This is a genomic window from Streptomyces daghestanicus, assembly GCF_020521275.1.
Taxonomy (GTDB): domain Bacteria; phylum Actinomycetota; class Actinomycetes; order Streptomycetales; family Streptomycetaceae; genus Streptomyces; species Streptomyces griseoviridis.
Window position 1 is genome coordinate 29,300 of sequence record NZ_BNDX01000013.1, and the last position, 19,074, is coordinate 48,373.

The 19,074-nt window shown below is 71.5% G+C and carries 25 protein-coding genes; 2 read left to right on the forward strand and 23 right to left on the reverse strand.

The annotated features are described in order from the left end of the window. Positions 1–20: 20 nt before the first annotated feature. The 4 genes from Sdagh_RS24470 to Sdagh_RS24485 all read right to left on the reverse strand — a co-directional run bounded on the left by Sdagh_RS24470 (position 21) and on the right by Sdagh_RS24485 (position 4,446). The gene (locus Sdagh_RS24470) at positions 21–1,748 is read right to left on the reverse strand and encodes a helicase HerA domain-containing protein (protein WP_226535664.1); all 1,728 of its coding nucleotides are present in this window, start codon (positions 1,746–1,748) and stop codon (positions 21–23) included. Positions 1,749–1,796: 48 nt separating this feature from the next. After that, entirely contained in the window at positions 1,797–2,081 is a 285-nt protein-coding gene (locus Sdagh_RS24475; protein ID WP_190078539.1) for a hypothetical protein, read from the reverse strand. A gap of 92 nt (positions 2,082–2,173) precedes the next feature. Beyond that, a complete protein-coding gene (locus Sdagh_RS24480; RefSeq protein ID WP_190078538.1) occupies positions 2,174–2,842 on the reverse strand; it encodes a ribonuclease FAU-1 family protein in 669 nt (222 codons plus the stop codon). 119 nt (positions 2,843–2,961) lie between these two features. Next, positions 2,962–4,446, reverse strand: coding sequence for a replication-relaxation family protein (locus Sdagh_RS24485; protein ID WP_190078537.1), 1,485 nt, complete (start codon positions 4,444–4,446; stop codon positions 2,962–2,964). Between the two features lie 298 nt (positions 4,447–4,744). Between Sdagh_RS24485 and Sdagh_RS24490 the strand changes: the two genes are divergently transcribed. Next, the gene (locus tag Sdagh_RS24490; RefSeq protein WP_190078536.1) at positions 4,745–5,176 is read left to right on the forward strand and encodes a hypothetical protein; all 432 of its coding nucleotides are present in this window, start codon (positions 4,745–4,747) and stop codon (positions 5,174–5,176) included. Positions 5,177–5,971: 795 nt separating this feature from the next. Here the strand turns inward: Sdagh_RS24490 and Sdagh_RS24495 are convergent. The 5 genes from Sdagh_RS24495 to mobF all read right to left on the reverse strand — a co-directional run bounded on the left by Sdagh_RS24495 (position 5,972) and on the right by mobF (position 9,731). After that, positions 5,972–6,178, reverse strand: a complete 207-nt coding sequence (locus Sdagh_RS24495) for a hypothetical protein (protein ID WP_190078535.1) — start codon at positions 6,176–6,178, stop codon at positions 5,972–5,974. 212 nt (positions 6,179–6,390) lie between these two features. Further along, positions 6,391–7,095 carry a hypothetical protein gene (locus Sdagh_RS24500; protein ID WP_226535666.1) on the reverse strand — a complete coding sequence of 235 codons (705 nt, stop codon included), beginning with the start codon at positions 7,093–7,095 and terminating at the stop codon, positions 6,391–6,393. Positions 7,096–7,179: 84 nt separating this feature from the next. Then, on the reverse strand, positions 7,180–7,764 hold the full coding sequence (locus tag Sdagh_RS24505; protein ID WP_190078534.1) for a hypothetical protein: 585 nt from the start codon (positions 7,762–7,764) through the stop codon (positions 7,180–7,182). 104 nt (positions 7,765–7,868) lie between these two features. After that, entirely contained in the window at positions 7,869–8,171 is a 303-nt protein-coding gene (locus Sdagh_RS24510) for a hypothetical protein (RefSeq protein ID WP_226535668.1), read from the reverse strand. A 210-nt stretch (positions 8,172–8,381) separates the two neighbouring features. Continuing rightward, positions 8,382–9,731: a MobF family relaxase gene (mobF, locus tag Sdagh_RS24515; RefSeq protein ID WP_226535670.1), complete on the reverse strand. Its 1,350-nt coding sequence runs from the start codon at positions 9,729–9,731 to the stop codon at positions 8,382–8,384. 337 nt (positions 9,732–10,068) lie between these two features. Between mobF and Sdagh_RS24520 the strand changes: the two genes are divergently transcribed. Next, the gene (locus tag Sdagh_RS24520) at positions 10,069–10,371 is read left to right on the forward strand and encodes a hypothetical protein (RefSeq protein WP_190078533.1); all 303 of its coding nucleotides are present in this window, start codon (positions 10,069–10,071) and stop codon (positions 10,369–10,371) included. A gap of 28 nt (positions 10,372–10,399) precedes the next feature. Here Sdagh_RS24520 and Sdagh_RS24525 read toward each other — a convergent pair whose 3' ends face one another. The 14 genes from Sdagh_RS24525 to Sdagh_RS24590 all read right to left on the reverse strand — a co-directional run bounded on the left by Sdagh_RS24525 (position 10,400) and on the right by Sdagh_RS24590 (position 19,006). Then, a complete protein-coding gene (locus tag Sdagh_RS24525) occupies positions 10,400–11,416 on the reverse strand; it encodes an ATP-dependent DNA ligase (protein WP_190078532.1) in 1,017 nt (338 codons plus the stop codon). Positions 11,417–11,639: 223 nt separating this feature from the next. Then, on the reverse strand, positions 11,640–12,281 hold the full coding sequence (locus tag Sdagh_RS24530; protein ID WP_190078531.1) for a 4-fold beta flower protein: 642 nt from the start codon (positions 12,279–12,281) through the stop codon (positions 11,640–11,642). Between the two features lie 152 nt (positions 12,282–12,433). Next, positions 12,434–13,324 carry a ParA family protein gene (locus Sdagh_RS24535; RefSeq protein ID WP_190078530.1) on the reverse strand — a complete coding sequence of 297 codons (891 nt, stop codon included), beginning with the start codon at positions 13,322–13,324 and terminating at the stop codon, positions 12,434–12,436. Next, a complete protein-coding gene (locus Sdagh_RS24540) occupies positions 13,321–14,670 on the reverse strand; it encodes a ParB/RepB/Spo0J family partition protein (RefSeq protein ID WP_190078529.1) in 1,350 nt (449 codons plus the stop codon). Before Sdagh_RS24540 ends, Sdagh_RS24535 begins: the two co-directional genes overlap by 4 nt. A gap of 312 nt (positions 14,671–14,982) precedes the next feature. Continuing rightward, positions 14,983–15,525, reverse strand: coding sequence for a hypothetical protein (locus Sdagh_RS24545; RefSeq protein WP_226535672.1), 543 nt, complete (start codon positions 15,523–15,525; stop codon positions 14,983–14,985). Continuing rightward, positions 15,459–15,668: a hypothetical protein gene (locus tag Sdagh_RS24550; RefSeq protein WP_226535674.1), complete on the reverse strand. Its 210-nt coding sequence runs from the start codon at positions 15,666–15,668 to the stop codon at positions 15,459–15,461. Before Sdagh_RS24550 ends, Sdagh_RS24545 begins: the two co-directional genes overlap by 67 nt. Further along, the gene (gene kilB / locus Sdagh_RS24555; protein WP_190078528.1) at positions 15,665–16,180 is read right to left on the reverse strand and encodes a plasmid transfer protein KilB; all 516 of its coding nucleotides are present in this window, start codon (positions 16,178–16,180) and stop codon (positions 15,665–15,667) included. The genes Sdagh_RS24550 and kilB overlap by 4 nt, the downstream gene beginning before the upstream one ends. 99 nt (positions 16,181–16,279) lie before the next feature. Then, a complete protein-coding gene (locus Sdagh_RS24560) occupies positions 16,280–16,702 on the reverse strand; it encodes an NUDIX domain-containing protein (protein ID WP_190078527.1) in 423 nt (140 codons plus the stop codon). 9 nt (positions 16,703–16,711) lie between these two features. Continuing rightward, positions 16,712–16,888: a DUF8839 family protein gene (locus tag Sdagh_RS24565; RefSeq protein WP_190078526.1), complete on the reverse strand. Its 177-nt coding sequence runs from the start codon at positions 16,886–16,888 to the stop codon at positions 16,712–16,714. Then, on the reverse strand, positions 16,888–17,370 hold the full coding sequence (locus Sdagh_RS24570) for a hypothetical protein (RefSeq protein ID WP_190078525.1): 483 nt from the start codon (positions 17,368–17,370) through the stop codon (positions 16,888–16,890). The genes Sdagh_RS24565 and Sdagh_RS24570 overlap by 1 nt, the downstream gene beginning before the upstream one ends. Next, positions 17,370–17,573: a hypothetical protein gene (locus Sdagh_RS24575; protein ID WP_190078524.1), complete on the reverse strand. Its 204-nt coding sequence runs from the start codon at positions 17,571–17,573 to the stop codon at positions 17,370–17,372. Before Sdagh_RS24575 ends, Sdagh_RS24570 begins: the two co-directional genes overlap by 1 nt. A gap of 19 nt (positions 17,574–17,592) precedes the next feature. Beyond that, on the reverse strand, positions 17,593–17,892 hold the full coding sequence (locus Sdagh_RS24580) for a hypothetical protein (RefSeq protein ID WP_226535676.1): 300 nt from the start codon (positions 17,890–17,892) through the stop codon (positions 17,593–17,595). Further along, on the reverse strand, positions 17,889–18,332 hold the full coding sequence (locus Sdagh_RS24585) for an ASCH domain-containing protein (RefSeq protein ID WP_190078523.1): 444 nt from the start codon (positions 18,330–18,332) through the stop codon (positions 17,889–17,891). Before Sdagh_RS24585 ends, Sdagh_RS24580 begins: the two co-directional genes overlap by 4 nt. Then, on the reverse strand, positions 18,329–19,006 hold the full coding sequence (locus Sdagh_RS24590) for a GGDEF domain-containing protein (protein WP_190078522.1): 678 nt from the start codon (positions 19,004–19,006) through the stop codon (positions 18,329–18,331). Before Sdagh_RS24590 ends, Sdagh_RS24585 begins: the two co-directional genes overlap by 4 nt. Between the last annotated feature and the right edge of the window lie 68 nt (positions 19,007–19,074).

Sequence of the window (19,074 nt, forward strand, 5' to 3'; positions counted from 1 at the left end):
TCGCGCGGGGCCCGGGGCGGTCAGTCGAGGTCGGTGGTGCCGGGGGCGGCGCGAGGCCGGTTGCGGGCCCACTTCTTGAGGTCGCCGACGCGGTAGAGGAACGCGGCGCCGCGCTTGCCGACCGGGGCGGGAAATTCCGGGTCGTCGTGCCGGGCCCGGCGTAGCGCGTCGAGGCTGGCGACAATCTCCGACAGGTGGTTGTCGTACGCCTCGCGCAGTCCCAGCGCCTGGTCGTCGTCGGCGGGTGCCGGTGGTGCCGGCAACGTCGCCGCGGCGGTGTCGGGCACGTCGGCGGCCGGGGCGACGGCCGCGGGCGAGGATGTGAGAACCGAGGCTTCGGCGGCCAGGTCCCGGTGGGAGGCCGGCGGCTCGGTGGCGGGCGCGGGCGGGAGCTCGGAGGCGCTGGTGCTCCAGGCGTCGGCGAAGTCGTCGGCCGGGGCGGCGGGGGCGGGCGGCTTGTACAGGGACGGGCCGGTCGTGCCCTTGGAGTGGACGCCGGACATCGCCCACTCGCGGGCTTCCTCGTTCGACAGGTTCAGTACCTGCGTCTCCTGGGCGCGGCCGCGGGTGACGACTTGGACGCGGCCGTTGTGGTCGCTCGGCATCGGGATGGGGCTGACCTCGGGCACGAGCATGCGCCAGGCGTTCAAGGTGTAGCGGACCAGGATCCGGGTGGCGAAGTTCTCGCGCATCTCGGGGCCGCCGATGGCGCGGGCGGTGGCGGACTGCGCGACCAGGAGCACGTGGAGGCGGACCTGGCGGCCCATGAACAGGATCTCGGCGAGCGCGTCGATGGCCGGAGACTCCTTGGGGTCGCCGGGCTCGCGGATCTTCGCCCAGTGCCGCTTGAGCTGCGCCATGGTGGCGTTGACCTCTTCGAGGAGGATCACCAGCCGCGGGCCGACCCGCCACGGTTCGCGCTCCAGGACGTCGTCGGCCAGCTGCTCCGCGAGGGAGAGTCGGCGCCGGCCTTCCTGCGCGAGCCGGATCAGCGCGTCGTGGATCTCGGCGATGTCCCGGCAGTAGGTGACGCCGGGCACGCCGCGGGCCCAGGTGTGGGAGATCCGCTTGAAGTCCAGGACGTAGGCGTGCGCGCCGTTGTGGATGAACTGGCAGCAGATCGTGCGCAGGATGGTCGACTTGCCGCCGCCGGTGCCGGCGGAGATCAGGACGTGCGGGGAGTCGGCGTCCAGGTCGACGGAGACCTTCTTCTTGCCCGCGCCGAAGCCGATCAGCGGCGCGGACTCGGGCATCTTCGCCAGGATCTCCCGCACGCCCGGGTCGGTCAGGCGCAGCATCTTGGGCGGGGCCTGGCGCTTCTTGACGATGACGTGGGTGTCCTTGCCCGCGCGGCGCCAGGTGAAGGAGACGTTCTCCAGGGCGAGCTTCTTGACGATGAGGTCGACGACCAGGTCCTCGTTGAACCGCATGTGGGCGGGCACGTCGATGCGTATCTCGGCGTCGTCGTCGGAGAAGTTCCTGGGCACGTGGAGGTAGCGGCACGGGTCGGTCAGCTCCGACATGCCCAGCGGCACGGCCAGGGCCTCGTGCAGCGGGGTCACCCACTCACGCATGAACTCCCGGCGCTTGCGCGTCGCCAGCCCGTACACGGCGCCGCCCACGGCCGCGGCGGAGACCAGGCCGATGCCGCCCGTCTGCGCGGCGGCGATCGCCGGGTCGGGGTTCTCCCAGACGCCTCCCAGCCGCCGCCGACAGCGGAAGGCCAGCGGCGACCGACAGGTCGGCATCCCCCGTCCGGCGGGAGGGCGCGGGGGTGCCCTCCCACGAGGCGGGCATCAGGCGCAGGGCAGACGGTCGGAGACGGGCCAGTCGATGCGCACCCCCCGGCGGATCAGCGCGGTGATGCTGTCGACCTGGCACGTGGGCGGCTGCTCCTGGGTGAAGGGGCGCAGCGCCCGGTACACGCCGTCGCGCAGCTGCCCGTCGGTCATCGTGGGCGCCTGCTCCTGCAGTTCATCGAGGAGCTGCCTGGCGCGAGCCGCGCGGGACAGCGCGGCGTCGGCGAGCGGCCCTTCGGCGAAGCCGTCGCGTACGTACAGACCGGGCTCGATGAAGGTCATGGTGACGGTCCTCTCTGCCCGGCCGCGCTGGTCTCCCGGGTGGAGACGCGGTCGCGGGACCGAGCGGGCGGGAACGTAGAGCACCGAATCCGTTAGCGTCGCGTCGCGGGGACCGGCCGGGGCAGGCGCGGCGTGGGCCAGGCCGGATCCCATCGCCAGGCCGCCCACTGTTCCGCCTGCGCGAAGATGCCGGAGCGTTCGGTGAGCATCGCCAGGACCTCGTCGCGGGCGGCGTCGACGGCCTGGTGCTCGGTGTCGGAGACGATGCCGAGGCGCCGCACGTGGGCGTACTCGTCTTCGTCCTTCCATTCCCAGTGGGTGAGGTCGGGTGCTACGACCAGGTCAACGGTGAGGTCGAGGGTGTCGAAGCCGGCCTCGGTGCGGCGGGTGGGGTGCTCGAAGTTGACGTACCAGTTCCGCAGCCGGCGCCCGTCCCCTTCGGGGACGAAGAAGGCGTTGACGCTGAACCAGGACGTGGGCGGCTTCCACAGCAGCAGGTCGGTCTCCTGCCACACCGCCCCCTCGAGCTCCCACTCCCCCGTTGCCATCGCGTCGAACGCGTCCGTGCGCATCGAGCGGTCTCCCTGCGCGCGGGCCTGCGCGTACAGGGCCGGCCACCGGGCCTGAGCGCCGGGTGCGCAGGCCGTCACCAAGGCCTCGCGGGTGTCGTCGACGACGCGCAGCGCCTGCTCGCTCCACACCCTTCCCGACCGGTGGACATCGCGCCGTACGACCGTCTGGCCCGTCTCGAATCCGCGCACCGCATCCCCTTCTCCGGCCCGAGGTCATCGGGCCCGGCCCGGCGTGCCCACCTCAGCCCGTCCCGGCCGGGGTGGGCAAGCCGCCATCCGAGGGTGACTTGCCCACGCCCCCGCCGCACCTACCGGCGGCGCCCGAACAGGCCGCGGCCCTTCTTCGCCTCCGCTTCGGCCGCCTCTCGCGCTGCGACTTCCTCCGCCTGGCGCCGCGCGGCCTGCTCCGCCTGCACCTGTTCCCAGTGTTCATGCAGGCACGACTCGCAGAAGTCGCGGTGCTGCTGCGCCGGGTAGTGCCGGATCGAGTCCCAGCGGTCGTCGGTGAACTTCGCTCCGCAGCGCCCGCACACGGGTCGCTGCGCCTCGCGCGCCGCGGCTTCGCGCTCCTCCTGGCGCCTGCGGGACTGCTCCGCCTGCATCACGTACAGCCGGTCACCGTCGGGGTTGTCCAGGGCCTCCGTCAGCGTCTGCCACTCATCGCGCCCGAGCCTGCGCCACACCTTCCCCGCCGCTCCATCAGGATCGGTCGTGATCCGCTCCAGCTCGGTGACGACCACGGGCACCGCCTGGTTGTAGTCGACGGCCGTGATGCCCCCGCCCGCGTACGTGGTGCCGGCGAAGTAGGAACGGGCGGCCTGCTCCAGCCGCCGCATCCTGCTGGCCCGCTGCGCCTTCGTCTTGCCCGTGAACACGAACGCGAGGGGCACGTAGCCCTCGTGGCCGGTCGCCGGGTAGATCCGCGACCACAGCCGGAAGACGTGCACCCTCACTCCCCCGAAGGCGCGGGCCACCCTCTCGCGGTCCTTGTCGGCCTTCGGCGCCAGGAGCTCGAACCACTCGGTGTAGCGGCGCACCTTGTCCACCAGGACGTCGACGGGCTCGTTCACGCGGTCGACCTCCAGGAGCATCGCGGGCACGCCGGCCTCCGGGGCGCGCATCGTCAGGTCGGCGTACTGGGTGTAGCCGTACGGGAGGCGGTGGGCGATCTCGGTCTGCCAGGACAGCGGCGTGCCGAACCCGGCCCCCGTGAGGACCGCAGCGGTCATCGTGACGGCGGCCGCGTGTTCGTCGTAGCCCTCGCCGGTGACCGGCTCGCCGTCGTCGTCGAACTCGAGCTTGCGCAGCGCGGAGATCCGGACGTTCCCCGGCAGCAGTTGCTTGGCTTCCTTGTGTCCTCGCTCGGTGAGCACCCACAGCTGGTGTCCCGACTCCAGTCGTGTCTCCACCCGGACCTTCCCCTCGTCCTTGAGGGCGTTGAGGGTGTCCCTCGTGCACCGGTCGTGCCGGTCGCCGGGGCGCAGCATCCGCCACAGGTGTTCAGCGGTAGCCCTCTGGAAGATCCCGAGAGCCTTCAGCACTTCCTTCTTGCGGGTGTGGGTTGGCTTCCATGTCTGCTTCAGAGACTTAGAAGGGTTGTCGAACGCGTCGCGGGACCTTGACTTCCGGGGCTGACCTGCGGATGCGCGCCGGGCAGTCGAAGCGGCCGTGGAGGGGGCGATGGAGAGGCCCGTGGAGGGGGCCTGCGGGACCTGGTCGACGTCCTCGGAGGGCCAGTGGTCGCGGGTGGCGCGGTCCTCGTGGGCGGGGTCGGGCGTGGGTTCAGTCGGCATGGTGTCCTCGGTTTCTCCAACCCTGTGGGCCGGGTCGGCGTCGTCCGGCCCGCGCGCGGATCTGCGCGCGGGCCGGAGCCACCGTGTGAAACCACCCCTTGTCCGCGGTCTGACCGCCGCCGACACTGGGCGTCCGATTCCTCCTTGACCGCCCCTTGCAGTCCGAGTTTGTCCGTGATCGGAGTCACGCCCGCAGCGTCTCCGGAGCGCGGACTCTGTCCACAGGGCCGGGCGCGCACCGTAGGGCGATCGGCCGGGCGCACCAGGCATCCGGCCAGCGAACAGCAGGGAGGTCGTCATGGAGACGACGTCGCCCAAGGTGCCCCAGCTCGCCCCGGAGCAGATCCTGCGGGCCGCCGACTACGTGGAGCTGGTCTGGCGGGAGCAGGGCAGCGAGGAGGAGAAGGCCGCGCTGGCGGAGTTCCACGCGGACGGCCCGGAGCTGGCGCGGCTGATCGGTGAGTTCGGTGCGCTGCTGCTGGCCGACTACCTCACCGTCGTGCCCGATGAGCACGCCGACTGCGATTCCGCGTACGTCGCCGGGCAGCTGGTGACGGTGGCGAGCCGGTACCTGAAGCGGTGGTGCCTCGCAAGCGGGGCCGGGGCGCACACCGCGTGGATCGCGGTCGGGTTCCTGATCGAGTGCATGCAGGAGGTCGACCAGGTCCACCAGTTCCTCGCAGACATCCGCGGCGACGCCTACGCCGGGCAGCCGGCGGCCACGGCCTGAGCCGGAGCGGCCGGGGCAGCGTCCGGGGACGGAGATTTCTCCTCCCCCGGGCGCTGCCCGTTTTCGGTGGGCATGTCGCAGGTAGCAGAGGTGGACAAGGGGGTGGCGCACGGCCTGCCGTGGATGGTGGGCCGCGGATGCTGTCCACTCCCCCACCGCGATGTCGTGCATCGAGTGGAGTCCACCCTGTCCGCCCACCGCGCGGTGGGCTCCACCGAGTGGAGTCCACTCCGCGCGGTGGATTCCACTCCCAGAGCAGCGGTGCGCAGCATGGTGCGCTCGGGGCGCACCACCGGTGCGGTGGTGCGCACCACGGTGCGGTCGGTGCGCGCACCCGTCCATCCGGTGGTGCGCAGCACGGCGCGCCGCGCACTCCTGGTGGTGCGCGATGCCACTGCTAAGAGGCGCCGTGTCGAGCCGAGTTCCTGTATCACGCGACCCCTTGACCGTCGTCTTGGCAGATCCCGGATTGTGCGGGAGATCACAGGAAATTGACGTGCGAGGCGGTCCTGACCGGGTGGTGCGCATGGTCCGTGTAGGAGGCGCGCTCGGTGCGGCGCACCGAGGACGCGGTGCGCGCCGGTGGAGCGCACCGGACGCCGGAAGGCCCCGCACTCTCCCACTGGCCGGCGCTCCTCGGAGTGGAGTCCACTCCCGTCCGATGGACACCAGGGTGGAGTCCGCTTCCACCCGGTGGATCACCACGGTGGGCTCCACTCTCGGAGTGGAGCCCACTTCCACCCGGCCGCCGCCGATCCACCACCGGGTGCACGGTGGAGTCCACCGTGTGCCCACTCACCTCTGGCGGCGTCGGTGCGTACGGGCGGAGCGCCACGGGTTCGGCCGGCCGCTGGGGTACTGCCGGGAGCGAGCGCGGGGCTGGGGCAGTGGCAGCTTCGGGGCCGGGTACAGCACCGTGCGCAGCCGGACCGCGTCGACGAGCAGCTCCAGGCGCTCACGCTGCTCCGGTGACAGGTGCGGCGGTGGGACGGGGTTGACCATCGGGGCCTCCGTGCTCAGGCGGGGTCGCACTTCCTGCACCCTCGCCGGTCCCCGGCGCGTCCGGGCCGTGTGCTGTGACCGCGTCCCGAGAGCTGGTGCGGCGACTTCGCTGTCCGTCCCGCGAGGTGGAGTGCCCCCGGTCCGGCCTTCTGGGAGGCAGAAGCGCGGACGCCCCACGGACGGCTGGTCCGTGGGGCGTCCGGGGGCACCGGTCAGCTCTGCATCATGGCCTTGAGGTCGCTGAGCGACAGCTCGTTCGTGCCACGGTCCGCCGCCTTGCTCTGCGTCCAGGCAACGATCGCCGGGTGCGCATCCTCGTACTGGGCGCCGGCAGTCGTGTGCTGCCCGTCAGTCGTGGCAACCTGGGTGAGGTAGGCGGCCAGGGCGTGCGGACCCCCGCCGTTGTACCCGATCTCGTAGCCCAGGCCGTTCCTCTGCGGCAGGAGCGAGAGCACGCCCTTGTCTGTCCGGGCCCAGAACAGACTGCGGCCGGTGTAGAAGCGGCTGAAGGTGTCGTCCGGGCGCAGTTCGAGCGGGGCGTACGTCGTGTAGCTCCACTGGTCCGTGCCGCCGGTGCCCGCGTGCTTGAAGTGCTCCCCCACGACGGGCAGCCCGAACTCGGGATCGTAGAAGGTCCGGCGGCACAGGCAGCCCGATCCGCGGATGGCCGAGGGGCTGTCCTTGTCCTCCGTGACGCACGGGTGGAACAAGGCTGGGATCTTCTTCGGCTCCACGAGGGTGCAGTGCATCGCGTTCGGCTCGCAGCGCACCAGCCTGCCCAGCCACTCCTGGAAGTGAGGCGTCACGGTCTGCTGCGCCTCGATGTCCCGTACGGCGTTCAGCGACGACGTGACGGCGCCCCGCTGGGGCTCGGTGTAGAGGACGAAGTTCAGGTAGCCCTTCGTCGGGTCGGTCAAGTTCAGATCGCGGGCCTCGTAGGGCAACGGGCGCTCCAATGCGGGTGTCTGGCGGCCGGGGCGCGGCCGCGGGGAACCGTGAGGTCAGCCGGCGCGGTGTTCCGGGCGCAGGGTGAGGCCGCGATCGAAGAACTGCGCGGTGTCGTCCGGTCCGAGTCCGAGGGCACGGGCGACAGCGGTGCCTTCGTCGTCGCGGACGAAGGCGAGGAGGATCTTGCGGCTGGTGGGGTCGGCCATGGCCCGGCGGGCGGCTTCCACGGTGTGGGTGACGCAGCCGGTGGTGCCGTCTTCGACGATGTCCCGGCGCGTTTTGTCGTCCCAGACGTTGAGCTGGAGGTTGGCGCCCTCCGTGGAACAGTCCTCCTCGGAATCCGCGCCCAGGACGCACCGCCCGAGCAGCGCGGCGTGGGCGTGGCGCTGGAGGTAGACGGCCGTGCCCAGGAGCCGGTCGACTTCCTTCTCCGTGTTCTCGCGGGCCTTCTCGGGGCTGACGAGCGAGGTCTTCGGGTCGTGGGGCTGAACCCGGATCTTCAGCGCGGACAGGCTGCGGGCGAGGTCGTCGGCGAGGCTGAGCAGGCCCACCAGGTTCACGTCGCCGCGCTGGCGGGGCGGGGGCAGTTCGTCGGGGTAGCTCTCCAGCGGTTCCAGCGGTTCGTGCAGGTCGGTCAAGGTTCCTCCCGTGTCGGGTGCCAACGCCCCGATTCTCAGTCCGGGCCGCCGGGCCTCGCGGGTGAAGGCGCAGATCGGCCACCTGCTGGCCGGTTGGCATCCCTTCACCGGTGGGGGCCGGCTCCCCTGTTCTGGTCGGGCTGCGTCGTGTGGTGATGCTGCTGCGCGTCGGCGGCCGGAGCCTGCTTCGCCTGGTGTGCGTGCTTGGTCTGGTCCGCCTGCTCTTCGACCGTGCGGCCGCGGGCCTCGGCTGCGCGGGTGAGGGAGGCGAGGTGGGCGAGGTTCTGCGGCGAGGTCATCCACGTTGCGGGGTCCGTTGTGCGGCCCTCCAGGTACTCCTGCGGCATCGCGGCCTGCTGGTGGGCGTGGATGGCGGCGGCCCGCTGCGCCGGGGTCTTGGCGGCCATCCGGCCGGGATGGTCGACGCCGTGCTGCGCGGCCGACGCAGTCGCGGCCGGAGCTTCGTCCCGTGCGGGCGGTGCGGTGAGGGCGTCGCGAATCGCGTTCTGCAGGGTGAGGCTGGCGAGCCGCGCCCGCTCGTACCGGGTTGACTCCCGGGGTGGCTTCCCGTCGGTACCCGCGATCCACCAGCGGGTGGGCCAGACGAAGTCCGCTGTTTAGGAGAGCTGATCCGCAGCCGGGGGCCGCCGGCCCTTCTGGGGCACGGTGAGCTGACGGCCGTAGCGCTCCAGGGCCCGGTTGGCGATGTGGCTGTCGATGCCGGGCACGTAGGCGCGGCCGCGCAGGGTCTCCAGCAGGTGCCGGCGCGCTTCGGCCAGGACGTGGCGGCGGTAGAAGATCCCGCGCACGGTGAAGACGACCGCGGCGACATCGACCGTGGCGAGCGCGGTGTCCACCCACGGCCTCACCCGGGCCCGGATCGCTGCCCCGGCCGCCTGGCACCGCTGAAGGAGCTCGTCGACCGTCCGCTGCCCGAACTTCAGGAGCGCGGAGACACGCCACCACGCCAGCAGCTGGTCCAGCGGGCGCGGGGTCTTCTTGTCCGGTCGGGTCTCCTGCGCCGCCCACCACGCCAGACCGTGGCGGGCTCGCTCGCCGGGGAGCCGGCCGTGCTTCTTCACGTAGTCGTCGGTGATGCCCTCGAGGACGTCCTCGATCCGGCGGCGCCGGGTGGAGGACCAGTCGATGAGCTCCTGGTCGACGTCGGCTATCTCCATCACCGGGCGCAGGCCCGGCGTCACCTCCCGGGGCACGGTCGCCAGCCCGAGCTCCTCGCACACCTCGGTGGTCATCTCCAAGGTGTACAGCGTGTCGGCGGCCACGATGTTCTTGTAGAGCCGGACCGTGTCCAGCGCGTACCAGGAGCCGTCCGGGCGCTGTACGCGGTTGGCGATCAGACAGTGCTCGTGCAGGAGGGGAAATCCGTTCCTGTTGTCGTTGTGCCGGAACGCCGCGACGACCAGGGCCGGGGCTTTCGCGCGCCCCCGGCCGGATGCCCACCGGGTCTGTGCGACCTCGTCCTCCAGCCAGCGAAGGGTCGCGGCGACGGCCCGCTCGTGCGCCCGCTCGATGATCCGGCGCGTCCGGTCGTCCCCCAGCGCCCACAGCATGATCAGTGAGGCCTGCGGCCGGAACACGAGGTCCAGGGCGAGCAGCGGGGTCTGTTTGCGCTGCTCGATCTCCTCGATCGGCTGACCGAGGACGGTGGCCCGCCTGGCCGTGGCCGGGTCGACGCCGTCGTCCAGGAGCTCGCGTTCCAGGCGGTCGGAGTCCGGGTGCCGGCCTTCCCCGAACAACAGCTTCATCTGCCGTTCCGTCACCACCTGCCCTGCGGCGAGGCCCAGCGCGGCCAGGCCGCGCCCCAACCACCTCCCGGGCGGGAGTCCGGCCATCTCCTGGGCGTCCTTGAACGACTGGCCGACGGGGCGGCGCCCGTCCCCGAACGCGACCCCGCGCACGTAGTACCGCCAGGCGTTCCGTCGCTGCACCTTCGCAACACTGATCATCCCGGCAGCGAACACCGGCTCTGACCTGCGGAAAAGCACGATCCCGTCAGGCGGGAGGGTTCACCGGAACTTCATGGCCGATCCCGCCGGACGGGCGGCCGCGGCGACACCGTGCCCGCCCGGCGGACACCACCAGGGCCATGCAAATACTGCGCGGCCCCCAGGCACCCACGCCTCACACACCCCGAAGACCACCAGCAGACGACTTCACCGTCAACCAGCGCACATCCACTTACCGCTCCCCCACCCGACGGCCAAAGACGCCACGCCCTGCACCACGTCACCGACTCTCCGCCCCCGGCAGCGCCGGGGGCTTCTTGCTGCCTGGAGGACCGACGTGCCGACCTACGAGGCCCTGCCCCGCTTCACCACCGACCTGGACCGCCTCACCCCGGAACAGCGCCGCCGCTTCCGCCAGACCGTGGCGGCCTTCGTCGAGGACCTACGCACCGGCCGCTTCCGCGCCGGCCTCCGCATCAAGCGCGTCCAGCGCGCACCCGGCATCTACGAACTCACCTGGTCCATGGGCACCGGCCCCGCAGGACGCGCAACGTGGGAGTACGGGACACCGATAGTTCCCGGCGAGCAGCACATTGTCTGGCGCCGCATCGGCACCCACGACATCCTCACCGGCCCCTGACGCTGCCCGGACCGCGGCGGGAGGGCGGTCATCTGCTTGCGGGCTCAGCGCGCGCGCCGAAGGGCGGGACGTCCGTGACCTCCACGTCGAGCCGGAGCCGTGCGAAGCGCACCGGGTGTCTCCAGGCGCCGCGCTCCTGCGCCGTGTCCACCGTGACCTCGGCGACCAGCTCCGGTTCGACGAGCACGACGTCGAGCGGTGTGCGCGACCCCCAGGAGGTCGTGAACCGCACGCCCTCCCACGGGTGACCGGGCCCTGCGGGCGTCAGCCGCTCGGCCAGGTCGCGCGCCGCGTCCGGCCGTAGCGGCGTGCTGCGGCCGACCGGCCGGAGCACACCCTCCGCGTCGAGGCGGCCCAGCATGAGCGTCTGCGGCCGCCCTACGGTGCCGGTGATCGCGCCGACCACCGTCTCAGTGGTATCCCTTCGGCGCACCTTGTACAGCGCGCGGGCTCCCGGCAGATACCGCTGACCGCTCCCCCGGATCACCAGCCCTTCGACACCCGGCACCTGCGTCCAGGACGTCAGCCACTCCTTGGTCGTCGCCGGGTCGGTCGTCTCCGGGCAGAGCGTCCAAGGGGCACCCAGCCCGCGGTCGGTGAACAGCTCCTCCAGGTGCGCGCGCCGCTCGCCGTACGGGACGTGCAATAGCTCCTGGCCGTCGAGCTGGAGGAGGTCGAAGGCGATGAAGTGCGCCGGCATCTCGCGGGCGAGGCGGGCGGCGGTCCGACCGCCGGAGACGGCTCGCCGCTGGAGCGCCTCAAATGACATCTGGCCCTCCACCCACACGATCAGCTCGCCATCGAGGACCAGGCCGTCGGGCAGGTGCGCGGCCGCGGCCATGAGATCGGGGAAGCGGCTCTGCATGAGGCTGCCGCGACGGGACTGGATCAGCAGCGGGCCGGGCGCCGGCCATGGGGTGAAGACGAGCGCCCGGTAGCCGTCGAACTTCGGCTGGAACCGCAGCTCCCCGGGCAGCGCGCCCGGCGCGGGCACCGTGTCACGGGCCTGCGCCAGCATCGGCTCCACCGGCGGCCGAAGGACCATACATCCGGTCTACGGGCTGCCCGGCGTCCCTGCGACCGCACGGCGCCGCGTCACGCGGTGAGCGGCGCGCGCTCGGGTGTCGCCTCACGCTGACTGTCGTGCCACTGCGTCGGGAATGGCGAAGCCCGCGCCCCTTGACGAGCGCGGGCCTCCTTCATGGTGTTGTTCAGCGTTTCCAGTGGAAACGGGCGCCTTCTTGTTGGGTAGGAGGCCCTCGGAACGGTCACCCCGCGCGACGCAGGTCCTGCCAGCCCCCGGGCAGGGTGATCCGTCCGGGACGCCCAGGCCGTCCAGGGCGTCCGGGCCTTCCAGGTCGTCCCGGTCGCCCGGCCCTGCCGTAACGCGGCGCTCGTACCTCACGGGCGAGCCGGTCGGCGTCCAGGATCGAGCCGAGGTAGGCGCCGTCCGGAGCAAACACCTTCTCGTCGTTGTAGGGGCACCAACCGATCCACTCGCAGTCCGGAGCCCAGACGTACTGGCCGATCCGGAAGGCGATCCATTCGCCCGACGAATCGAAGAGGTACTGGAACTGGGTGGTGGCGGTCTTCGGGAGGTCCTTCGCTCCTGCCGGGAGGGTGATGGGCCCTCGAAGGCCCGGCAGTCCGGGGAGGCCCGGGAGACCAGGCAGGCCAGGCAGGCCGGGAAGACCGCGGGGAGGGCGGTTCGGCAGGACCAGCAGGCGGTCCTCAACGATGGTCGCCAGGTAGTTGCCGGTGGAGTGGTCGTGGACATCGAGGTCCCCAAACGGGAGCCACCCGAGCTGGTGGCCGTCCGCGGTGAACACGTACTTGTCGGTGGTGTCACGGCGGAACGCGATGAACTGCCCGTGCGAGTCGAAGAGGTGCTCGGTCACAGACGCTCCCATCCTCGTAGCGATAGGGCGCCGACCCTAGCGGAGGGCACTGACAGCGGGGCGCCCCCGCCGTGGGCTCAGGCGGCCGTCATGCCGCAGGGCCAGCTCCTCACCGAGGTGAGGGAACCGGCCCTGCGACGTGTCGCCGTTTCCAGTGGAAACGGTCAGGCTGCCAGGTCGACGAATCCGAGGTGCGTCATGATCTTGCGGTAGTCCACGGAGGGCGCGGAGTTCGGCAGGAGGATCGGCAGGGGGCACTCGTCCTCGTACAGCTTCTTGGCGTCTGCCGAGTACCGGACGTACGGCAGGAGCACGGAGCCGTACTTGGCCTGGGCGAGCTCGGCAGCGCGCCGAGCGGCGGCTTCCTTGTAGGTGGGCGTCGGTGTTCCGGTGAGGAGCATGTGGTTGAGGGTGGGGCGACCCGGCACGGACATCCGGCCGCGATTCTTGCTTCGAACCCGCTCCAGCTCGTCCACGAGCCGGGCAACCATTTTGACGTCCTTGGGATCCGCCTTGATGGACGGGATGACGGAGTCGTCCTCGTCCAGCATGCGCAGCACGGAGTAGGGCATCTTGCCGTAGCTCGCCGGGAAGTCCATGTAGAACACCGTGTCGTCGCCTGCGTAGCCGCGGCAGAGTTCGACGAACCAGTCGTTGCGGTCGACGTCCTCAGCGATGGCGGTGTCCGCGCCGGCCATGGTGGGGCTGCTGGGGACGACTCGCAGGTTCGGGATCGGCGCGAAGGCGTCCTCGTCGTAGCCGTCACCGATGCGGAACCGGGCGGGAAGGGCGACCTCATCGAACGTGGCGTCGCCACGCAGCAGGTCGTAGGCGGTCTTCTTGCCCTTCAGCGCGGTCTCGTCATAGCCGAGGATCAGCGAGGACGACATGTTGCTGTCGAGGTCGAAGACGACGCCGGGGTATCCCCGGAGAGCGGCCGTGACGGCCATGGAGGTGGCGCTGCTGGTCTTCGTTGATCCGCCGCACTCGATGAGGAAGGCCCAGATGAGAGGCCAGTTGCGTCCCTTGGGACGGAAGCGCGGGTCGACGGTCATCGGTCTCCTCCTGCGGTGACCAGTCCGAGTTCCTTCTGCTCCCACTCGGTCTGCGGTTCGTACTGTGCGTGCTCCTGGAGAACACGGACGTGGTGGATCTCGCGGCTGCTCCAGGACTGGCGTCGCGCGCTCGTCCGGAGTTCAGCCGCGGCCAGGGCGCTCGCGAAGGCGGCGAGGCGCTGCAGAGCAGAGTCGCCGGAGTCCTGCACCGCGTTGAAATAGGCGGCAGCGTCGGCGGCCTCCAGGCCGTGGCGGTTGATCTCGCGCAGCCAGAGGTAGGCGCGCTGCTGGGCCGCGGACTGCTGCTGCGGAGCCAGCACGGCGGCCGCGAGCACGCTGAGGATCAGCTCGTGGCTGTCGGGGTCGGACGGGTCGGTGGTTTCCAGCAGGAGCCGGCAGTGGGTGTCTCGGGCTGCGGCTGCGGCGCGGCGGTCGGCATCGTCCTTCCCGGCAGCCTTCTTCGCCTGCTTCGGCCGCTTGGATGCGGGCGGCGCGGCTTCCCCGTTTCCGTTGGAAACGGTGGTCGTCTCGGATGACGGTTCCGGAACGGCTGGCGTCTCTCCGCCGGAGTCATTTCCATTGGAAACGGGTGCGTCGTCGGCGGCGTCCTCTGGCTGGCGCTGGCGGGCGAGGATCTGCGCGTGCGCTTCGGCGGGACGCGCACCGCCTCGTACGAGACCGAGGTAGGCCCGCTGGTCCTCGCCGTCGAGCTGCTGTGCCTTCTCGGCGGCGCTGACTTTGAGTGTTCCGTCTCGGAGGGCCTGCTGTACCTCGGGGCTCAGTTCTAGGAGCTTGACGCGCTTCCAGACAGTGCCCTTGGAGATGGCGCCGTCTGCGGTCTCGCCGACCTTCTCTGCGATCTGCTCGTAGGAAAGGCCGGCCTCCCGGAGGGCCTGGTAGTGCTCGGCTTCCTCGAGGGGGCTGAGCTGAGCACGGCGCAGGTTCTCGATCAAGGTGATGAGGCGGGCGTCCGCGACCTTGTCGTCCCTCAGAACGCTCGGGATCTTCTCCCAGCCCAGCTCTTGGAGGGCCCGCCAGCGGTGCTCACCGAAGAGGATCACGTTAGGGGCTGTGATCTTGTCGGCGGTCTCCGGGTAGGTCTTGATCCAGACCTCAGCCCTGATGTGGGCGATGTTCTGGAGCAGCCCGACTTCCTTGATCGTCGCGGCGAGTTCAGGCACCCCCTTCATCTCTCGCTTGTTGAAGGGGTTGGGGCAGAGGGACGTGAGCTCCAGTTCCAGGATGTCGCCGCTTCGGTCCTTGTCGGTGTAGAGGACGTCTTCGGGAGCCACCGTGGGCTTGGACTGGGTGCTGTTGCGCTTGGGCCGCGGGAGCGCGCCTGCCATCTGATCTCCAGGACTGCAATGAGAAGTACGGCCCGAGACTAGCGTTTCCAATGGAAACGGCAGACCCCTTCCCCACCGGAATCCGCTTTGCGTGTAGCTGAGAGGGGGGCGACGGGCGGAAGTAGACCGGCGACAGCGGGTTGACTCCCGCGCCCCGCCTCCAGGGCGCCGTTTCCACTGGAAACGCAAAAAGGGGCCGTAGCCTCCGGCTGTCGAAGGCCACGGCCCCCTTGAGGACCGACCAGTTTCGTGCCATCACGCCATGGGCGTCGACGGCTTGGGCGTACTGGACGGCGGTGCGAGCCAGAGCGGTCACGCGCTCACCCCTGCGACGGCGGCGTCCAGGAGCGCCGCGGCGTCGGCCTCGTACGGGTCGGCGAACAGGTGGTGGTCGCTCACGTCGAATGGCCCGAACCTCGCGGCGACGCGGTGGCCGGGCACGAGGGTGGTCTCGCGTCCGTCCAGCGCGGTGGTGAGCCGGTCGTAGTCCTGCTGGGCGTGCCGGGTCTGGGTATACGGGCCGACGCGCAGCAGAGTAAAGCCGTCGAGGCTGTCGTCGCGTTTGCGGGCCTCGATGTAGAGGGCGTAGTGCGCGGGGGCCATGCCGACGTCGTTGGGCAGGGGGAGGCCGGCGGCGGCGTGGGTGAGCATCGCGTAGGCCGGCTGCCAGGTGCCGAGGATTGCGGTCGTCGCGCAGCGCAGCCAGCCCCGGCCGTCGTAGCCGAGCTGGCGGCCGTGGAGGTAGGCCGCGGCGTCGCCGGTGTCGGGGTGGACCAGGGCGACGGCGATCATCTCGGTGCCGTGGTCGTCGCCGGGCCGGGGGTGGGCGCGTTCGACGAACGGGCCGACCCGCACGGCGACGTCCAAGGCGAGCCGGGCGTCCAGGGCTCCGGGTTGCGTACGGCGGTGAGCATCGCGCGGAACTGGTCGACGACGGCCTGGTCCTCGGGGGAGATGGCGCCGGGGGCGTGGCCGCAGCGGCGGAAGCGACGGATCATCGGGGGCTCTCCTGCTCGAAGGCGGGGTGGGTGCTCGCGGGGCGCAGGTAGCGGGCGGCGGTGTTCACGAAGTCGTCGTGGGCGGCCTTCGCGGCCTCGCGGGCTGCGGTCAGGTCCTCGGTGGTGGCGTACGCGTCCCGGATCGCGTACGTGAGCGTGATCATGCGGTCGGCGGCGGCGCGCACGGCCTGGTCCTCGATGAGGACGCGCAGGGCGACCAGGGGGCGGGTGACGGCGCTGCGGGTCATGTGGCTGTCGCCGCGCAGGGCCTCGATCCGGTCGGTGCCGGCGCCCTTGAGGATGGCGTCGCCGCGCATCCACATCGCCGTGCGGTGGTCGCTGGCGGCGCAGGCCAGCGCGGTGACGGCTTCCAGACGGTCGCGGCGGATCGCCTCGCCGTGGCTGGCGCGCATCTGCCGTTCGGCGGCGCGTTCCTGGAAGCGGCCGGAGACGATCGCGCCCAGCAGGGTGGCAACAACGGCGAGGCCGGCGGTGATGAGGGTGGGTAACACGCAGGGGCTCCTCGGGGTGCTGGTGAAGGGAGAGAACGGGGAAGCGCCGCGCCCCGGCCTTCTGGTCGGGGCGCGGCGCTGTGGTGTCGTGCTGGTGGGTCAGGAAGCCATGGCCGCGCGGAGGATGTCGGCGTGGTCGAACGCCAGGCGCTCCGGCAGGTTGGCCAGGGGCCACCAGCGGGCGGTGCGGGCGTCGTCTCCGGCGACGATCGGGGTGCCGGCCGGGACGACGGCCGCGTACGCGACGGTGACGTACCGGCCGCGCGGGTCGCGGTCGGGGGCATCCCAGACGCCGATCGGGCGCAGGCTGTCGGCGTCCACTCGGACGCCGGTCTCCTCCTCCAACTCGCGGCCGGCCGCACGGCGGCTGGTCTCGCCGGAGTCGACGTGGCCTCCGGGCAGGGCCCAGGAGCCCTCGTACGGCGGCCAATCGCGTTCGATCAGCAGCACGCTGCCGTCGGGCGTGAGGGCCACCACGTCGGCGGTGTAGCGGATGGCTTCGGGCGTCTCGGTGTCGGTCATGTGCGCCTCTCAGTGGGTGGTGTCGGTGATGACGAGGAACTGGCCGCTGCCGAGGTCCATCACGACGCGGGCGTTGGTGCCCTGGGCGCGCTGGGCGGCGGCGAATTCTTCGGCCGGCCAGGAGCCGCGGGGAGCTCCGGCGGGGAACCGCTCCAGGACGGTTCGGGGCTGCTCGGTGGTGGCCATCAGGCGTCACCGCCGTTCACACGCTCGTGGATGTCGATGAGGGTGGCGATGGCGTCGGGGTTGTCCGCCAGGCCGACCCACGTCCCGTGCGCGGTGAAGACAGGCACGGCGTCGGTGTCGGCGTCGAAGATGACGACGTAGTCGCCGTACCTGTCGAGCACCATCTCCCGCAGGACCGGGACCAGCGCGGTGTCCAGGACCTCCAGGGCGTCGACGGTGAGCCGGGCGGGCTCGCCGGGCGCCGGCGGCTGGACCAGGGTGCCGGTCGCGCGGAGCAGGTCGCCGGGCTGTATGCCGTTCAGCAGCTCGTGGGTGATCCGGGGGTCGCCGCTGGTGCAGGTGACGACCGTGTCGGGGGCGTCGTCGTCGAGCGTGTCGATGTCGGCGGGCCGGACGACCAGGTCGAAGGTGACGGTGTCGCGGGGGCCGGGGACGGGGATCGCGTCGACCCAGCCGTCGAGGGCGCAGTGCTTGGTGTCCATCAGCTGGCCTCCGCCAGTGTCTCGGTGGTGCGAGGGGAGCGGGGTCGGGTGGTGCGCTGGGCGATGTCCAGCAGCTCGCGGTTGCGCCGCTTCTGGGCATCGGTGAGCGGGCGGGCCTGCGCGCCGTGGCGGTGCCAGAGCGGGGAAGCCGGCGGCTCGGGGTAGGCGAGGGCCTGGTCGACGTCGCGTTCGGTGCTGCTCATGGGGTCCTCCAGGTGGAGGTCAGACGTGGTCGCCTTGGCCCTTGGACTCGGACTTGGGCTTCGGCGCGAGGTCGGAGGCGAACCGCCCGAGGCGGGCCTCAACGGGGTTGGCGGTGATCCAGTCCTCCGCGCATGCCTTGTGCACGGGCTCCTCGGAATGGGAGCGCATGGGCGTGGGCTGGCCGCACAGCGTGCAGGGGAGGGCCTGCCAGTGGTCGAAGTGCCGGCTGTCGCGCCAGACGAGAAGGTGGCCGGGAGCCGGGATCAGGCCCGGCTCGAACGGCTGCTTCTCCTTCTTCGTGCGTCCCCTGCTGGTCACGGCCGGAAGGCGGGCAACTGCTGGAAGACGCTGGCCAGCAGATCCTCGGTCGGCTTCCAGGGCCCGAGCTGTCCGGCTGCGGGCACGGGCAGCGGCAGCTCCTGGACGTCCTGGAGGACCAGGTGCCAGGTCCCCACCTGCGCCCAGGGCGTGCAGGGCTGGGAGCCCTCGGGGTCCTGGTGGCAGTCGACCAGGCGCGCGATGCCGAGAACGGATCCGGTAGTCAGATCGCGGCCGCAGATCGTGCGGGCGATCTGCGGGACTCGCAGGGCGGGCCGGTCGATCCGCTGGCCCGCGTGCAGGAGCATCCAGCCGCGCCAGCTCCAGGGACGCGGGCGGTTCTCGATGCCCTTGGCGCCGGTCAGGATGCACGCGGCGTGCGGCTGCTGGACGCTGATGCCGCGGATCCAGTCGCCCTGCGGGAGGGTCACGGTGCTCACGCCGCTCGCCCCCACACGGCCGTGCCGGGCCTGCCCGCGCGGCGCCCGTTGACGGTCGGCGTGGCGGCGTGCGCGGCGGTCGCCAGGACTGCGCGGCCGGTGTGCTTGCCGTCGTACAGCGCGGCGTCGGCCGCCCTCTGCAGGCGCGTCAGGTCGCGTGTGCCGATCACGTCCGGGGCCGCGGCGCCGACCGACGCGGCGACGTCGACGGTGCCGCCGGCGTCCAGGACGACCGGCGTGTGGAGCATCCGGACCAGCTGCTCCAAGCGGAGCGCGCGGCGGTCGGCGGGCAGCGCCAGGACCACGGCGAACTCATCGCCCCCGAGCCGGCCGACCGCAGCGCGCGGGCCCGCCCAGGCGGTGAGCCGGGCCGCGATCGACGCGAGGACGGTGTCGCCCGCCGCGTGCCCGAGACCATCGTTGATCTCCTTGAACCTGTCGGCGTCGACCATGACCACGGTCGTGTCGTCGCCGTGGCGGGACAGGAGCCGACGGGCGCGGGCGGTGTAGGCGTCGCGGCGCAGCAGCCCGGTCAGCGGGTCCTTCTCCTTGGCGGCGATCTGCTTGAGCAGCACGGTCGCGTGGACGGCCCAGCCGGTCAGCGGGACGGCGGCGGCGGTGATCACAAGGGTGCGCGGGCCAAACCGGCCCGTCGTGTGCAGGACGGAGTCCATACTGGTGTCTCCCTCTCGTCTCGTACGGGATGGGGAACCCGGGGCAGGCGACGGTTTCGACGCCTGTG

Coding starts and splice junctions, on each gene's coding strand:
- Sdagh_RS24470 (WP_226535664.1), bottom strand. CDS start 1,748: ATGCCGACCTGTCGGTCGCCGCTGGCCTTCCGCTGTCGGCGGCGGCTG.
- Sdagh_RS24475 (WP_190078539.1), bottom strand. CDS start 2,081: ATGACCTTCATCGAGCCCGGTCTGTACGTACGCGACGGCTTCGCCGAA.
- Sdagh_RS24485 (WP_190078537.1), bottom strand. CDS start 4,446: ATGCCGACTGAACCCACGCCCGACCCCGCCCACGAGGACCGCGCCACC.
- Sdagh_RS24490 (WP_190078536.1), top strand. CDS start 4,745: ATGGAGACGACGTCGCCCAAGGTGCCCCAGCTCGCCCCGGAGCAGATC.
- Sdagh_RS24495 (WP_190078535.1), bottom strand. CDS start 6,178: ATGGTCAACCCCGTCCCACCGCCGCACCTGTCACCGGAGCAGCGTGAG.
- Sdagh_RS24510 (WP_226535668.1), bottom strand. CDS start 8,171: ATGGCCGCCAAGACCCCGGCGCAGCGGGCCGCCGCCATCCACGCCCAC.
- mobF (WP_226535670.1), bottom strand. CDS start 9,731: ATGATCAGTGTTGCGAAGGTGCAGCGACGGAACGCCTGGCGGTACTAC.
- Sdagh_RS24525 (WP_190078532.1), bottom strand. CDS start 11,416: ATGGTCCTTCGGCCGCCGGTGGAGCCGATGCTGGCGCAGGCCCGTGAC.
- Sdagh_RS24530 (WP_190078531.1), bottom strand. CDS start 12,281: ATGGGAGCGTCTGTGACCGAGCACCTCTTCGACTCGCACGGGCAGTTC.
- Sdagh_RS24535 (WP_190078530.1), bottom strand. CDS start 13,324: ATGACCGTCGACCCGCGCTTCCGTCCCAAGGGACGCAACTGGCCTCTC.
- Sdagh_RS24540 (WP_190078529.1), bottom strand. CDS start 14,670: ATGGCAGGCGCGCTCCCGCGGCCCAAGCGCAACAGCACCCAGTCCAAG.
- Sdagh_RS24550 (WP_226535674.1), bottom strand. CDS start 15,668: ATGATCCGTCGCTTCCGCCGCTGCGGCCACGCCCCCGGCGCCATCTCC.
- Sdagh_RS24560 (WP_190078527.1), bottom strand. CDS start 16,702: ATGACCGACACCGAGACGCCCGAAGCCATCCGCTACACCGCCGACGTG.
- Sdagh_RS24565 (WP_190078526.1), bottom strand. CDS start 16,888: ATGGCCACCACCGAGCAGCCCCGAACCGTCCTGGAGCGGTTCCCCGCC.
- Sdagh_RS24570 (WP_190078525.1), bottom strand. CDS start 17,370: ATGGACACCAAGCACTGCGCCCTCGACGGCTGGGTCGACGCGATCCCC.
- Sdagh_RS24575 (WP_190078524.1), bottom strand. CDS start 17,573: ATGAGCAGCACCGAACGCGACGTCGACCAGGCCCTCGCCTACCCCGAG.
- Sdagh_RS24590 (WP_190078522.1), bottom strand. CDS start 19,006: ATGGACTCCGTCCTGCACACGACGGGCCGGTTTGGCCCGCGCACCCTT.